Annotated in this window: 14 protein-coding genes; 7 read left to right on the forward strand and 7 right to left on the reverse strand. The window is 63.0% G+C overall.

The window, feature by feature from the left end; genetic code table 11:
- The first annotated feature begins 5 nt into the window (after positions 1 to 5).
- Positions 6 to 1,097: a 23S rRNA (cytidine(2498)-2'-O)-methyltransferase RlmM gene (gene rlmM, locus DOM45_RS07270; RefSeq protein ID WP_425353331.1), complete on the forward strand. Its 1,092-nt coding sequence runs from the start codon at positions 6 to 8 to the stop codon at positions 1,095 to 1,097.
- A gap of 26 nt (positions 1,098 to 1,123) precedes the next feature.
- The gene (gene tusA / locus DOM45_RS07275; RefSeq protein WP_110600366.1) at positions 1,124 to 1,366 is read left to right on the forward strand and encodes a sulfurtransferase TusA; all 243 of its coding nucleotides are present in this window, start codon (positions 1,124 to 1,126) and stop codon (positions 1,364 to 1,366) included.
- 44 nt (positions 1,367 to 1,410) lie between these two features.
- Here tusA and DOM45_RS07280 read toward each other — a convergent pair whose 3' ends face one another.
- Positions 1,411 to 2,106 carry a hypothetical protein gene (locus DOM45_RS07280; RefSeq protein WP_110599046.1) on the reverse strand — a complete coding sequence of 232 codons (696 nt, stop codon included), beginning with the start codon at positions 2,104 to 2,106 and terminating at the stop codon, positions 1,411 to 1,413.
- 105 nt (positions 2,107 to 2,211) lie between these two features.
- Positions 2,212 to 3,636, reverse strand: a complete 1,425-nt coding sequence (locus DOM45_RS07285; RefSeq protein ID WP_240612320.1) for an MATE family efflux transporter — start codon at positions 3,634 to 3,636, stop codon at positions 2,212 to 2,214.
- Positions 3,637 to 3,748: 112 nt separating this feature from the next.
- On the opposite strand from DOM45_RS07285, the gene DOM45_RS07290 reads away from it, so the two are divergent.
- Positions 3,749 to 4,342 (forward strand): elongation factor P hydroxylase, encoded by a 594-nt coding sequence (locus DOM45_RS07290; protein WP_110599048.1) that lies wholly within the window; start codon positions 3,749 to 3,751, stop codon positions 4,340 to 4,342.
- Here DOM45_RS07290 and DOM45_RS07295 read toward each other — a convergent pair.
- Together DOM45_RS07295 and DOM45_RS07300 are read right to left on the reverse strand one after the other, a co-directional pair.
- Positions 4,299 to 4,781, reverse strand: coding sequence for a hypothetical protein (locus DOM45_RS07295; protein WP_110599050.1), 483 nt, complete (start codon positions 4,779 to 4,781; stop codon positions 4,299 to 4,301). The two genes, DOM45_RS07290 and DOM45_RS07295, sit on opposite strands and share 44 nt — an antisense overlap.
- Positions 4,778 to 5,653: a TatD family hydrolase gene (locus tag DOM45_RS07300; protein ID WP_110599052.1), complete on the reverse strand. Its 876-nt coding sequence runs from the start codon at positions 5,651 to 5,653 to the stop codon at positions 4,778 to 4,780. The genes DOM45_RS07295 and DOM45_RS07300 overlap by 4 nt, the downstream gene beginning before the upstream one ends.
- 199 nt (positions 5,654 to 5,852) lie before the next feature.
- Between DOM45_RS07300 and DOM45_RS07305 the strand changes: the two genes are divergently transcribed.
- Positions 5,853 to 7,781, forward strand: coding sequence for an ATP-binding cassette domain-containing protein (locus DOM45_RS07305; protein WP_110599054.1), 1,929 nt, complete (start codon positions 5,853 to 5,855; stop codon positions 7,779 to 7,781).
- Positions 7,782 to 7,844: 63 nt separating this feature from the next.
- Here the strand turns inward: DOM45_RS07305 and DOM45_RS07310 are convergent, their stop codons facing one another.
- Entirely contained in the window at positions 7,845 to 8,300 is a 456-nt protein-coding gene (locus DOM45_RS07310; protein ID WP_110599056.1) for a universal stress protein, read from the reverse strand.
- A 225-nt stretch (positions 8,301 to 8,525) separates the two neighbouring features.
- Here DOM45_RS07310 and DOM45_RS07315 point away from each other — a divergent pair, with 225 nt between their 5' ends.
- Entirely contained in the window at positions 8,526 to 9,047 is a 522-nt protein-coding gene (locus DOM45_RS07315; RefSeq protein ID WP_110599058.1) for a preprotein translocase subunit YajC, read from the forward strand.
- Between the two features lie 74 nt (positions 9,048 to 9,121).
- Here the strand turns inward: DOM45_RS07315 and slyA are convergent, their stop codons facing one another.
- Together slyA and DOM45_RS07325 are read right to left on the reverse strand one after the other, a co-directional pair.
- Positions 9,122 to 9,574, reverse strand: a complete 453-nt coding sequence (gene slyA / locus DOM45_RS07320) for a transcriptional regulator SlyA (protein ID WP_110599060.1) — start codon at positions 9,572 to 9,574, stop codon at positions 9,122 to 9,124.
- Between the two features lie 77 nt (positions 9,575 to 9,651).
- Positions 9,652 to 10,788, reverse strand: a complete 1,137-nt coding sequence (locus DOM45_RS07325) for a DUF5924 family protein (RefSeq protein ID WP_342588715.1) — start codon at positions 10,786 to 10,788, stop codon at positions 9,652 to 9,654.
- A 310-nt stretch (positions 10,789 to 11,098) separates the two neighbouring features.
- Between DOM45_RS07325 and fadB the strand changes: the two genes are divergently transcribed.
- Together fadB and fadA are read left to right on the forward strand one after the other, a co-directional pair.
- The gene (fadB, locus tag DOM45_RS07330; RefSeq protein ID WP_110599062.1) at positions 11,099 to 13,264 is read left to right on the forward strand and encodes a fatty acid oxidation complex subunit alpha FadB; all 2,166 of its coding nucleotides are present in this window, start codon (positions 11,099 to 11,101) and stop codon (positions 13,262 to 13,264) included.
- A 26-nt stretch (positions 13,265 to 13,290) separates the two neighbouring features.
- A complete protein-coding gene (gene fadA, locus DOM45_RS07335) occupies positions 13,291 to 14,466 on the forward strand; it encodes an acetyl-CoA C-acyltransferase FadA (RefSeq protein ID WP_110599064.1) in 1,176 nt (391 codons plus the stop codon).
- Positions 14,467 to 14,468: the final 2 nt, after the last annotated feature.

Here is a 14,468-nt window from a genome sequence, read left to right on the forward strand (position 1 = left end):
CAAGTATCAGGAGCGAGGTGGTTGTGAATCGAGTGCCCAATGAGTGGCTGCTGTATTGCCGAGCCGGTTTCGAGCCGGATCTCGCGGCCGAGGTCACGCAGCGCGCTTCCGAAATCGGCGAGTTCGGGCAGGTGGTCATGGCAGAGACCAATAGCGGTTTCATCCGCTGGCAAAGCCATGACTTTCAGCCCGCGAATAATATCCATCGCGAGCTGCCGCTGAGGTCACTGGTGTTCGCGCGACAGTCACTCGTCGCGTTCGAGCCGCTCGCCCTCTCTCGTGAGGACCGAATCTCCCCCATTGCGAATCTGGTCAAGGAGAGCGGCTGGAATTTCGAGTCGATCTGGCACGAGACCCCGGATACCAACGACGGCAAGGCGCTCGGGCGCTTGGCGAAGTCACTCAGTCGGCCGCTGGAGAGTGCGCTGAAGCGAGGTGGCGGCCTGCGCCGCAAGGCCGGCGGACGAAGGCTGCATCTGTTCTGGCTGGCCGGCGATTCGATCCAGGTGGGGATCAGCTTTCCGGGCAATCGGAGTGATCATCCGGGCGGGATCCTGCGTCTCCGCCATCCGGCCGATGCGCCGAGCCGCTCGACGCTCAAGCTCGAGGAAGCCTGGCATACCTTCGTGCCGAGAGAGGCCTGGGAAGCGCGTCTGCACGACGGCATGCAGGCCGTGGACCTGGGCGCAGCGCCGGGTGGCTGGACCTACCAACTGGTGCGGCGCGGAATGTTCGTCTATGCCATCGACAACGGTCCCATGTCGCCAGGATTGATGGCGACGGGGCAGGTCGAGCATCTGCGCGAAGACGGCTTTGTCTGGGAGCCGCCGTACCGGCTCGACTGGCTGGTATGCGATATCGTCGACAAGCCGATGCGAGTGATCGACATGGTCGAACGCTGGCTGATCAAGCGCTGGTGTCGCGAGGCGATCTTCAACCTCAAGCTGCCGATGAAGAAAAGGTGGGACGAGGTTCGGCGCTGTCTGATACGACTCGAGAATGCGTTGAAGGCGGCGGGCGTGAGCGCTAGCATCGCCTGTCGCCACCTGTATCATGACCGTGAAGAGGTCACCGTCCATGTGAGACTGGATGGATGAACGACGATAGCTTGCGCGAGGCAATCATGAACGACGCTAGGCTCCAGCAAGGGGAAATACTGGATACACGGGGGCTCTACTGTCCGGAGCCGATCATGCTGATGCACAACAAGGTGCGTGACATGGCTACCGGTGACATTCTGGAAGTACTTGCCACCGATCCCGCGACGACCCGCGACATCCCCAAGTTCTGCAGCTTTTTGGGGCATCGACTCGTCGACCAGAGTCAGGATGGCGACGAATACCGCTATCGCATCCAACTGGGATGAGATAGCGGTAGGGCAGGCCGGTCAGCCGCTTTCCCCTGATCGAGTCAGTTCCCCGGCATCACCATCAGTGCCAGCGCCTCCAGTGTATCCGGGTCTTCGTTTCGGATACGGTTGGCGATATTGCGCTGGAAGAAGTAGAGCGTGCGGTGGCGGCTTCGACCGGGATAGAGGCAGTCGTCCCCCAGCAGAACGGGAAGTGACGTGGCCCGTGTGTCGTCGGCCAGCATCGCATCGACTGCCCCATTGCTGTAGAGATGCCACCCGAAGATCTGCTTGAGCTGCCAGGGCTTGCCATCCTCGTCCATGCACAGTGCGTGGGTGCCCTGGGTTTCCGGCAGTTGCTGAGTCAGCGAGACGTCCTGGGTTTCCTCATAATCGAAATAGGCCGCCGCATGCTCCAGCTCGGCAACCTTGTGCTCGGGCGCATCGTGAAATATCTCGTGGGTCTCGGGGTCGCGATAGCCGACGAAATGACCATATTCGGGATCGTCCAGCTCGTGGCAAGGCGCCAGCGATTCCATCCAGGGCACCAGGCCGACGACTTCGTCGTCTTCACGCAGGCCCCACGCCAGCAGCGGCAGGCCGTATAGCGTATCCGGGTCGGAGGCGAGGAAGTAGAGCATCTCCAGACCGTCGAGTTCGGGCGATAGCCGGACCAACCGCTTCCTGGCTCTCAGCCGATGCCTCATGGTTTCCAGATCGATGATCTGCGCGGATCGAGGGGAAAGTGGGACACCCATGGCTACCCTCCTGGTCGGCAATGTCTCGGCTTGAGGCATGACGCCAGTATTAGCATAGCCATGAAGGACATGTTAAGCCCCGCGATAGACTCAATGACGATAATTTCAGCTTTTCGCCAATCGGCGGCTGCCGACACGCCGTAGCCGCCAGGCAAGGAGTCCCGCTGCTGTCGTCAAGCCCGCGTTGAGTCCGATCCAGTAGCCATAGATTCCCAGTGCGTCGAACACACCCTCCATGCCGCGCCCCAGCAGATGGCCGCACCCCAGGCCGACGAGCCAGTAGGAGAACAGCGTGATGCCCATCACCACTCGGGTGTCCTTGTAGCCACGCAGGGCGCCAGCCAGGTTGACCTGGAGCGAATCCGAGATCTGAAACAGCATGGCCAGCAGAATCAGTGACATGGCCAGGGTGCGCACGTCGGCGTTGCTGGTGTAGAGCGACACCGCCGGCGCCGCCAGTAGCCAGATCAGCGCACTGTTGAGCAGCGCCAGCGCCAGGCCGACGCCGACACCGTTCCAGGCCACGAAGCGTGCCTCGGCCGCATCGCCAGCCCCGAGCCGGTTGCTGACCCTGACGGTCAGGGCCATGCTCAACGACAGCGGCAGCATGAACAGTATCGAAGTGACGTTGAGGGCGATCTGGTGCGCCGCCACGGTGATCTCGCCGAGGTAAGCGACCAGCAGCGTGATCACGGTAAATAGTGTGACCTCGAAGAAGATGGCCAGGCCGATCGGAAGGCCGATATACAAAAGCTCCGCGATATCCTGTCGACGCGGCGGGGTCGGGGAGGCCCATAGAACCACCGGGGCATAGGCACGGCTGCGAGTGGTGTACCAGATCATTCCCAGGCACATGGCCCACATCGATATGGCGGTCGCGATACCACAGCCGAATGCGCCCAATGCGGGTAGCCGCTGCAGGAAAAGAGGGATCTCGTTGCCGAATAGCCCGACCAGCCCCGGGCCGCCATAGATCAACAGAAAATTGCCGGGGATATTGACCGCCAGACCGACGAGGCTGATCCACAGCGCCGGCCGGGTGTGATGCATGCCGTCGGAGAAGGCACGCAGCGCCTGGTATATCGCGATGGCAGGGATGCCAAAGGCTGCGGCATTCAGGTAGGCGGTAGCCAGACTGGCGACATCGGCGGGAATCTGCATCAGGCGAAAAATGACGCTGGCGCCCAGTGTCATGGCCAGAGCGCTGAGAACTCCCAGGACCAGCGCTACCCAGAGCGCCTGGTGGACCTTGCCACGGACCTGATCGTGGCTTCCGGCACCCATTCGATGAGCCACGATGGGGGTGAGCCCCATCAAGGTTCCGGTCATCAGCAGCATCAGCGGCACCCACAAGCTGGCGCCGACGGAGACCGCCGCCAGGTCGATGGCGCTGGCTCGGCCCGACATGATGACATCCGACGCGCTCATGCCTGCCTGAGCCAATTGCGCGCCGCAGATCGGCAGGCTCAGACGCACGAGGCTTCCGGTTTCTCGGCGGCAGCGATGAAAACGGCTGACGGTCGACGACACGGGGTGCTCCTTGACCGAACGGACAGGGCGGCGATTCTAGCAGGAGTCGCGGGGGAGCGCTCGGCGGCAGGTGTGAACTTACGTATACTCCGGCGCAGTTCCGGAGGCCCTGATGACACATGACATCGAAGACCTGATCGCGCTGTTCGACGGCATCTTTGCCGATAGCCACCATACTCGACTGGTGCGTGGCGAAGACGAACCCATCTATCTGCCGGCCGATGCCTGTCACGAATATCATCGGATCGTCTTCGCCCACGGCTTTTTCGCCAGCGCACTGCATGAAATCAGCCACTGGTGCATCGCCGGTGAGGCACGACGACAGCTCGAGGATTACGGCTACTGGTACGAGCCCGACGGACGGGATGCCGAGCGACAGGCCGACTTCGAGCGTGTCGAGACCGCGCCCCAGGCGCTCGAGTCACTACTCAGCGCCGCGTGTGGCAAGCCGTTCGAGGTCAGCGTCGACAATCTCGATGGGGTCGAAGTGGACCGGGAGGCGTTCAGTGCGAAGGTGGCGGCGAGGGTGGCACGATACCGAAGCGAGGGGATCCCCCGGCGAGCGCAGGCACTCATCGATGCGCTCGCCATCTTCTACCGCGAGGAGGGCGGACTTCAGGCAGCCATCGCCGCAGGACGGCGACGGCTGGAGGCTGGAGGCGCTATGCGTCGCGTTGGACCAGACGCTGATGAAGATAGAGCATGACCTGGACTTCGTGCTCCGGGCGCAGGGGCTCCAGTCCCATCTCCCCGAACAGTTCGCTGCGAGCCCGTGACCAGTCACCCGCATCGAGCTCCGGGTAAAGATTCGCCGCCGGGGCAAGCTCGACGAAGGGATCGACACCGAAATCGTCGAACATCAGCGACAGCGCGGCTTCATCGTCCTGAACGCCCGCCGTGTAGAGCGTCTCGCTGAAATGGTCGTTCTCCAGCTCCCTGAGCACGTCCAGCGGGCTGATGCCGAGATGTCGAAGTTCGTCCAGATCGTAGCCACCGAGGGACAACAGTTCGTCGTTCAGCCATTCATCGTCCGGCTGAATCAGGGTGTGCTTGATCTGACCGTTGGGTAGCGCCCAGGCGATGGCCAATGGCAGCGAATTGTCGTCGCCGGTCTCGACGGCGATGAATCCTGGGTAGTCGGTCATTTGCCAGCGTCCTCGTTCAGCCGAAAGAAGCGCTTGGCCGTCAGCGTGGTTCGGTGTGCCAAATCGGCTTCACTCTCGCCGCGCCAGTGAGCCAGTTCTCTGACTATCCAAGGTAGCAGAGCCGGCTCGTGGCGGCGCCCCTTTATCTTTGCCGGCAGATTGCGCGGCAGCAGATAGGGGCAGTCGGTCTCCACCATCAGCCGCTCGGCGGGGATGTCGGCAACGAACTCACGGAGATGATGACCACGGCGTTCGTCGCTGAGCCAGCCGGTCTGGCCGATGTGCAGGTCCAGGTCGAGATAGCCGTGGAGCGTCTCTCTATCTCCAGTGAAACAGTGGACCACGGCATCGCTGAGGCGGTCTCGCCAGTCACTCAGGATCTCCAGCATGCGCCGGCCGGCGTCGCGCTCGTGAAGAAAGACCGGCAGGCCCGACTCCGCCGCCAGTGCGAGTTGCGCTTCCAGGGCGCGCTCCTGGTCCGCCGGCGAGGAAAAGTTGCGGTGGAAATCGAGACCGCACTCTCCCACGGCGACGACCGATTCGTGGCGATGGAGATGGCGCATGGCTTGCTCCAGCTCGGGACACCAATCGGAGGCATGATGAGGGTGCAGGCCGGCCGTCGAATGAAGGCCGGGGAACCGGGTCGCCAGCCGAGACGCCCTGGTGGCGCCGTCGAGGTCCGCACCGGTGATCACCAGGGTCGTGACATTGGCGTGGGCCGCCCGCGCCAGCGTCGCCTCGAGGTCCTGTTCGAAGCTCTCGTGGGTCAGGTTGGCACCGATATCGACCAGTGGTGACGGCGAGGTGATGCGTAGCGCTTCCGGCAGAGGGGATTCGACGCCGGCGGCTTGCTGCTGTGGCGTGTCGCTCACGCGGCACTCCTTTCAGTCGAGGGGAAGATTATCGGCACACATTGTAAAGCGCCCGAGGCCAAGGGCGAAGCGTGCGCCAATCCATTTCGGCGAGCGCGGGCTGGCAAGGTACAATACGGGCCGACGACAGGTTCAGCCAGAATAGCCACCGGGCTACCCACTTCCGTCATTTCGAAGACTCACGATCGCGAGGTTCCACGTGGCTCTGCTACGCCTTGAACAACTGCAACTGGCCTACGGCCACCATACGCTTCTCGATGGCGCGGACCTGGAGATCGAGAAAGGAGAGCGCCTGGCACTGGTGGGTCGAAACGGTACCGGCAAGTCCACCCTCCTGAAACTGATCTCGGGCGACAATCAGGCCGATGATGGCCATATCTGGCGTGCCCCGGGGCTCAAGATCGGGGTGCTCGAGCAGACCCTGCCGGATGCCGACGAGGCGACGATCTTCGAAGTCGTCGCCCAGGGGCTGCCCGAAACCGGGGAACTGCTGGCCGAGTATCATCGGCTGGTAGCGATGGCCGAACCGGACATGCGACGCCTGGAGACGTTGCAGACACGGCTGGAAGCGCAGGATGGCTGGTCCTTTCACCAGCGCATCGATACCGTCCTGACGCGTCTTGGCCTGCCTGCCGACGCCATGATGAGCGGTCTCTCGGGTGGCTGGCGCCGCCGCGTGGCGCTGGCACGAGCGATGGTCTCGGGGCCCGACCTGCTGTTGCTCGACGAGCCGACCAACCATCTCGACATCGATACCATCACCTGGCTCGAGGAGCAGCTGCTGGCATTCGATGGGGCGGTGCTGTTCATTACCCACGACCGCGCCTTCCTGTCGAAGCTGGCGACCACCATTCTGGAGCTCGATCGCGGCCGGCTGGGGCGTTATCCCGGTGACTATGCCACCTATCAGGCCCAGAAGGCGCACGAGCTGGAGGTCGAGGCGCGCGAGCGGGCGGAGTTCGATAAGAAGCTGGCCCAGGAAGAGACCTGGATTCGCCAAGGGATCAAGGCGCGCCGCACCCGTAACGAGGGGCGTGTGCGAGCGCTCGAGAAGATGCGCAACGAGCGTTCCCAGCGTCGTGAACGCCAAGGCAAGGCATCGTTTCAGGTGGACAGCGGCGAGCGTAGCGGCAAGCGTGTCGTCGAGCTGCAGCATGTGACGCAGTATTACGGCGATGCCTGCATTATTCGCGATCTCTCGCTGGAAATTCAGCGCGGCGACCGTATCGGGCTGATCGGTCGCAATGGCGCCGGCAAGACGACGCTGCTCAAGATCCTGCTGGGCGAGCTCGAACCGAGCGAGGGCAGCGTGAGAATGGGCACCAACCTTGCGGTTGCCTATTTCGATCAGTTGCGGGCCGGGCTCGAGCCGAACAAGAGTGTCTATGACAACGTCGCCCAGGGCAGCGACAAGGTGACGGTCGCGGGCAAGGACAAGCACGTCATTAGCTACCTGCAGGATTTCCTGTTCACGCCCGAGCGCGCAAGGCAGCCGGTCAAGGCGTTGTCCGGCGGAGAGTCCAATCGTCTACTGCTGGCCAAGCTCTTCACCCAACCGGCCAACGTGCTGGTCCTCGACGAACCGACCAACGACCTCGATGTGGAGACGCTCGAGCTGCTGGAGGAGTTGCTGCTCGATTTCGAGGGAACGCTACTGCTCGTCTCCCACGACCGCGCCTTCATGGACAATGTCGTCACTGACGTACTGGCTTTCGAGGGCGACGGCGTCGTGCGCAGCTACGTGGGCGGTTATAGCGATTGGGTGCGCCAGGGTGGCCGGCTTCCGCCGGCGCCCTGGGAGCTGGCCGAGGCCCGCAAGGCCCAGCAGAAACTGGCCGAGCGCCAGGCTACCCCGAACCAGTCGGCGGAGAAGGCCGACGGCGACAAGCGTCGCCAGAAGCTCTCCTACAAGCTGCAGCGCGAGCTGGATACGCTGCCCGCCACGATCGAGACGCTGGAGGCAAGGATTGCCGACTTCGAGTCCAGGATGGGAGCGCCGGATTTCTATCAGCAGGATAGTGAGACAGTGAGTCAGGCCATCGAAGCGCTGTCGGAGACCCAGGCGGAGCTGGATCGGGCCATGGAGCGGTGGATGGAGCTGGAAGCGATGGCGGAAGGCAGCGACTGACGGTTTGGCAGAGCGTCGGCTCACCGCCCGCCGTGGGCGGGCGGTGAGCGGGAGGCATCGGCCTTACTCTTCGGTTTCACCATCCTTGCCGACGCGGACCGCCAGCACGTCGCACTCGGCGCCGTGCAGCACGCCGGTGGACGTCGATCCCAGCAGCAGGGCGAAGCCGTGGCGGCCGTGGGAACCCACGACGATCAGGTCCACGTCGTGGTCCTTGGCGAAGCGCTGGATCTCGGTGTCCGGCATCCCGACCACGATATGCTGATCCTCCCGTGGGATGTCGTAAGGGTCCGAGATATCGGCCAGACGCTGTGTCGCATGTTCGTCGAGCTGGTCCTGAATGCTCGTCAGGTCCATGGGGATGTCGCCACCATAGGCGAACCCCAGAGGCTCCAGCGTATGGATGATCGAGAGCTTGGCCTGGTTGCGGCGTGCGATGGGAATCGCTCGCTCCAGGACCTTGTGCGAATCCTTGGTCAGATCCACGGCAACCAGCACGTGATGGTATTCGTTGCTCATCGGGTAATCCCCCGTCCGGCGAATGAACATGGATAACTGTAAGCGTGCCTCATGAACGGCACAACGCTATTTTCGGCAACGCCTTGCGGTCAGGCGCCGCAGCCGATCATCAGACATGCGTTGGCGTGGTGCAACACGATGTCACCGTGAGGGTACGATGTATCGTTTGATGTTCGGGTTTATAGCGATCTCCAAGAAGCCGAGCGCGAAAGAATAGGAGAATTTATGGCGGTACTGGGGTTTCTGTTGGTCGCGATCCTGCTGATGCTTTCGCCAATGGTGTGGTTGCGGCCAAGCCGCGGCGAGACACTGCGGGGGCAGCTGCGCCGATACGTCAAGGCCAATGGTGGGGAGTTGAACTTCACCAAGGCACCGCTGGCACTGCCAAACGTCGCTCTGACGGGCTATCGACTGCGTTACCCGGGCACGGCGTCGGGTAGTGACTTCACGCTGATACGCAATGACGTTGCCAGTGACGCGCTGGAGGCGGCAACCGCCCAGTGGCGGTGGCGTCAGGCACCGTTGCCGCCACTGGACGCCGAACGGTTGCGGTCGCTCGAGCAGTGGCTGGATGCCTTGCCGAAGGATGCGCTGATCGTCGAATCCGGTCAGTACACGATGTGCGTCTGGTGGCAGGAGGGGATGAGTCTGGAGAGTTTTCAGCAGGATTGGGCAAACTGGTTGGCCATGCGCGACAGGTTGGCCGGGAGCGGGAAGAGGGCCGAAGTGCCCACCAGGCCTCTATGACGGATAGCGCCACCCTCACGGGTGGCATCGCGATACAGCGGCGCGCGAGCCATCTCGGCGCCGTTATCGAGTCATCAACTGGCCTTGGCCTGCTCGGACTGGCGTTGCAGCTCCAGACCATTCTTCTCGATGCGGTCCAGCATGCCTTCGAAGAGGTCGATCTCGTCCGGCGTGAAGCCACCCAGCATCTCGTCGCGCACTTCGTTGACGATCTTCTCGATCTCTTCCAGCAGCGGTGTCGCCTCGTGGGTCAGATGCAGTCGTTTGGTGCGGCGGTCCTCGGCGCATGGACGACGCTCGATCAGGTTCTGCTCCGCGAGTTGGTCCAGCGTCCGCACCAGTGAGGGGGCTTCCACGCCGATGGCACGCGCCAGATCGCACTGGGCCTGGCCTCCACCCATGTTGCGCAGATTCCAGAGTGTCACCCAGCGTGTCTGAGTCAAGCCCAGTGGTGCCAGGCGTTCATCGATGACGGCGCGCCAGAGTCGCGGCAAACGTGCCAATTTAAAGCCGATATGCTGTGCCATAGCGGATTACCTGAATCGTGAACGTCCTAACATTCTCCAAAGCACCGCAGGATAATGCAAGCCACAATGATTGGCGATTAGTCGTCCTGTTTACCGTCATTTCCTAATACATGGCGAATATTCCACCCGGGGATACCCGGTGGACGCTGAATCCTGCCATCCGCGATCGTCGCGCCGTCGTTCGCCGCCACCGTGAATCGCACGCTGCCGATACGCTGTCCGGTCTGCGTGATGACGTCCACCTGCCAGCGTCCTTCCGGTTCGCCGGAGAAATTCTGCTTGTGGGTCCAGGCCCGGTAGCCCTGATCACGCCCGCCATGGATGACCAGCGCGATGCGCTCGACGACCTGACCGTCATGACGCCAGACGTGATAGATCTTCTCGCGCAGCCCGCGCGGGGCCCGGATCGCCGTGTAGACGTAAAGTCCCCGCGAGCGAAGCGCCTGGGGGGTCAGCGTCATGCTGCCGGTGGGCGTCCGGGCCGCCGTATCGAAGCCGGGGGAGAGCGCGCTGCCGGATAGCCACAGCGTCGCCGGCGGTATCCAGGTGCGCCCGGTCCAGGCGATGCCGCCCAGAATGATCAGCAAGCCCGCCATGGCGAGCCAGCGAGTGATGCCGCCGGGTCTGATGAGCCCGAGGACACTGGGCAGACTAAAGAACATCATCGCCAGGATCGCCAGTATCAGGCTCTCGCCGGTGGTCAGGCTCAGCATGATCGGCAGCGTCACCAGCATCACCACGAATACGCACAATGAGTGGAGCAGGAAGTAAAGCCATCGATGTCGATTGGAGAGTCCGAAGTACAGCGGATCGAGAATGGCGAGGATCGAACAGACGATCAGCAGCCCGGTGAACACCGCCTGACCGCTGGTCCAGATGGTGGTGGCGAGGAAGAACGGCAGGCAGAAGAACAGGGTTTCCTGATGCACCATCTGGGCGATGAAAGTCGCCGCCGCGCGAGGCAGGGCCGCGTTTCGCCCCCGCCGCGATAGCCATTTGCTGGCAATGCTCTCGATGATCAACAGGGCCCAGGTCAGCACCAGTCCCAGTGCCAGCAGCCCTCCCAGCCACTGTTGTCGATTGACCAGGAAGAAGCCGAGCAGCCCCAGCACGAACGCGATGGGCGGCCAGGCCCAGTGATAACGGCGTAAACGAGTGACAAGCGGTTCCAGCCGGGCCAGTATCGAGGGCGTCACGGTCTCTTTCACGGCCACGGTCCAGGCTCCTTCGAATCGATTCACGGGGGCCGTCGGGTGTGAGGATCCGGAGAAGAAGTCCCTGGACCGCCGACGGGCGACACATTCTAGCGGTTGGGGATCGATTTTGCGCGACGGCGCCCAACACGGACTTCTCGACCCGGCATTGGCGGCGCCAATCTGGGGCTGAAGAGGGTGGAGCGAGACTTTGGTTGAGCTTGACGAGCCCCGACGCGCACCTCAAGCTCTCGATATTCAAACAGTCGTATGATTTGTCCTGTCGTCGATGGCGAGGGACATTTTCGCAGTCATGGCACGGAGGTTTCCCATGCTCTATCAAGGCGATGCCATCCGGGTCGAGGTCCAGGACGGCGGTACAGCGCTTCTGACGCTCGACCTCAAGGATGAAGCGATCAACAAGCTGTCGTCTTCGGTCATTGGCGAGCTGTCGCTGGCCATCGATGCCCTGGAAGCCGAATCTGGCTTGAAGGGGTTGATCGTCGCCAGCGCCAAGGACGTGTTCATCGTCGGTGCCGATATCACCGAATTTCATGCCATGTTCGCCAAGGACGAGGCGTTCCTGGTCGACATGAACACCCGAATCCACGCACTGTTCAACCGCATCGAAGACCTGCCTTTTCCCACCGTCACCGCACTCAACGGGCTGGCGTTGGGTGGCGGGTGCGAACTTAGCCTGACGACCGATTTCCGTGTCATGGCGGAAACCGCGCAGATCGGGCTGCCCGAGACCAAGCTGGGCATCGTGCCAGGTTGGGGAGGCTGCGTTCGCCTGCCGCGTCTGATCGGTGCCGACAATGCGATCGAGTGGATCGCGGGTGGCTCGCAGAACGATGCCGAAACGGCCTTCAAGGTGGGCGCCGTCGACGATGTCGTGCCCCAGGAAAAACTGATGGCTGCGGCCCGGGACATTCTCGACAAGGCCAATGCCGGTGATTTCGACTACCGCGCTCGTCGTACCGAGAAGGGGTCGCCACTCAAGCTCAACGCGGTCGAGCAGATGATGGCGTTCGAGACCGCCAAGGGCTACGTCGCGGGCAAGGCGGGGCCGCACTATCCGGCACCGATCGAGGCGATCCGGGTCATCCAGAAAGGGGCGGGCGAGGGCCGCGAACGAGCCCAGGCGATCGAAGCCCAGGCGTTTGCAAAGCTTGCCAAGACCGATGTCTGCTACAACCTCGTCGGCCTGTTCATGAACGATCAGGCGGTCAAGAAGAAGGCCAAGCAGTACGAGAAGAGTGCCGGAACGGTGGCCCAGGCCGCCGTGCTCGGCGCCGGCATCATGGGGGGCGGGATCGCCTACCAGAGCGCCTACAAGGGCACGCCCATCCTGATGAAGGACATCAAGCCGGAGGCGATCGAGCTGGGTCTGAAGGAGGCTCGCAAGCTGCTGACCAAACAGCTCGAGCGCGGCAAGCTCAGCCAGACCAAGCTGGCGGAGGTGCTAAGCAACATCCGCCCGACGCTCTCCTACGGCGATTTCGATCACGTCGACCTGGTGGTCGAGGCGGTGGTCGAGAACCCCAAGATCAAGTCCGCGGTACTGGCCGAGGTCGAAGCCAACGTCTCGGAAGAGACCATCCTGGCGTCGAACACCTCGACGATCTCCATCGATCGACTGGCAGCCGATCTCAAGCGGCCGGAAAATTTCTGCGGCATGCACTTCTTCAATCCGGTGCACCGGATGCCGCTGGTCGAGGTCATCCGCGGTGCCAAAACCTCCGACACCGCGGTTGCCGCGACGGTCGCCTACGCTCGCCAGATGGGCAAGACGCCGATCGTGGTCAACGACTGCCCGGGCTTTCTGGTCAACCGTGTGCTGTTTCCCTACTTCGGTGGTTTCAGCGGCCTGGTCGAGCACGGCGTCGACTTCGAACGCGCCGACAAGATCATGGAGCGCTTCGGCTGGCCGATGGGCCCCGCCTACCTGCTCGATGTCGTCGGCATCGATACGGCCGTTCACGCCAGCGAAGTGATGGCCGAGGGCTTCCCGGATCGCATGGCCCACGAGGGCAAGTCGGCGATCCAGGTCATGCTCGACAATCAGCGCCTCGGCCAGAAGAACGGCAAGGGCTTCTACGCCTACGAGGAAGACAAGAAGGGCAAGCCGAAGAAAGTTCACGATGACGAGGCGCACCGGCTGGTGGCCGAGGTCGTTCGGGAGACGCGTGAGCTCTCCGACGACGAGGTCATCGCACGAATGATGGTGCCGCTCTGCATGGAGACGGTGCGCTGTCTCGAGGATGGTATCGTCGGCTCGCCGGCCGAGGCGGACATGGCATTGATCTACGGCATCGGCTTCCCGCCGTTCCGCGGCGGCGCGCTGCGCTACATCGACGCGATGGGCGTGGCAGAGTTCGTGGCGGTGGCCGAACGGCTCGCCGACGAGCTGGGTGCGCTGTATGCGCCGACGGCCCGGCTCAGGGAGATGGCCGCCAGCGGCGAACGTTTCTACCCCGACGCCAGCGATCGCTGAATCCACCACCAATCGGAGTCACAGTCATGAGTTTGAACGCTAGAGATGCCGTGGTGGTCGATGCCGTGCGCTCGCCCATGGCCAAAGCCAGGAACGGCGCCTTCCGTCACGTGCGGGCCGAGAATCTCTCCGCTGCGGTGATGCAGGCGCTGTTCACTCGCAACGACAAGCTCGACCCCGCGGGCGTCGACGACATTCTCTGGGGGTGTGTCAACCAGACCCTCGAGCAGTCGATGAACATTGCACGCAATGCCGCCATCCTGACCGGCATTCCCCGCTCGGTGCCGGCGCAGACCATCAACCGTCTATGCGGCTCGTCGATGAGCGCGCTGCATATCGCGGTAGCCAATATCCGTGCCGACATGGGCGATTGCTATCTGATCGGTGGCGTCGAGCACATGGAACACGTGCCGATGACCCACGGCGTCGACGTCAATCCGGCGGCCAGCAAGACGACCGCCAAGGCGGCGATGATGATGGGGTTGACCGCCGAACTGCTGGGCAAGATGCACGGCGTCACCCGCGAGCAGCAGGATCAGTTCGGGTTGCGCTCCCATCAGCGCGCCAGCGAGGCCAATCGCCTGGGCTATTTCGACAACGAGATCGTGCCGATCGAAGGCCACGATGCGCAGGGTTTCCGCAGCTTGATCAAGCACGACGAAGTGGTGCGAGAAGACGCCACGCTGGAGCAGATGGCTTCGCTCAAGCCGGCTTTCGATCCCAGGAACGGCACCGTCACCGCGGGCACGTCGTCCGCACTCTCGGTCGGCGCTTCGGCGCTGATGGTGATGAGCTACGAGCGGGCCAAGTCGCTGGGGCTGAAGCCTCTTGCCAAGGTGGTATCGACCGGCGTCGCCGGATGCGATGCCTCGATCATGGGTTACGGCCCGGTGCCGGCGTCGCAGAAGGCGCTGAAGGCCGCCGGGCTCCAGATCGGCGATATTCAGACGGTCGAGCTCAACGAGGCCTTCGCCGCCCAGTCGATCCCGGTGCTCAAGGATCTCGAACTGCTCGACCGGCTCGACGACGCCGTCAACCTGCACGGTGGCGCCATCGCCCTGGGCCATCCGCTGGGCTGTTCCGGGGCGCGGATCTGCACCACCTTGCTCAACGTGATGCGCCAGCAGGACACTACGCTGGGGCTGGCCACCATGTGCATCGGCATGGGACAGGGGGTCGCCACGGTCTTCGAGCGCGTATAGGG

The organism is Salinicola lusitanus, assembly GCF_003206045.1.
In the GTDB taxonomy this organism is placed as follows: Bacteria; Pseudomonadota; Gammaproteobacteria; order Pseudomonadales; family Halomonadaceae; genus Salinicola; species Salinicola lusitanus.

What these genes read in the sequence shown, in the direction of transcription:
- DOM45_RS07290 (WP_110599048.1), top strand. Translation starts at nt 3,749, where the DNA reads ATGACACATGACATCGAAGACCTGATCGCGCTGTTCGACGGCATCTTT.
- DOM45_RS07295 (WP_110599050.1), bottom strand. Translation starts at nt 4,781, where the DNA reads ATGACCGACTACCCAGGATTCATCGCCGTCGAGACCGGCGACGACAAT.
- fadB (WP_110599062.1), top strand. Translation starts at nt 11,099, where the DNA reads ATGCTCTATCAAGGCGATGCCATCCGGGTCGAGGTCCAGGACGGCGGT.
- DOM45_RS07310 (WP_110599056.1), bottom strand. Translation starts at nt 8,300, where the DNA reads ATGAGCAACGAATACCATCACGTGCTGGTTGCCGTGGATCTGACCAAG.
- fadA (WP_110599064.1), top strand. Translation starts at nt 13,291, where the DNA reads ATGAGTTTGAACGCTAGAGATGCCGTGGTGGTCGATGCCGTGCGCTCG.
- DOM45_RS07315 (WP_110599058.1), top strand. Translation starts at nt 8,526, where the DNA reads ATGGCGGTACTGGGGTTTCTGTTGGTCGCGATCCTGCTGATGCTTTCG.
- slyA (WP_110599060.1), bottom strand. Translation starts at nt 9,574, where the DNA reads ATGGCACAGCATATCGGCTTTAAATTGGCACGTTTGCCGCGACTCTGG.
- tusA (WP_110600366.1), top strand. Translation starts at nt 1,124, where the DNA reads ATGAACGACGCTAGGCTCCAGCAAGGGGAAATACTGGATACACGGGGG.
- DOM45_RS07280 (WP_110599046.1), bottom strand. Translation starts at nt 2,106, where the DNA reads ATGGGTGTCCCACTTTCCCCTCGATCCGCGCAGATCATCGATCTGGAA.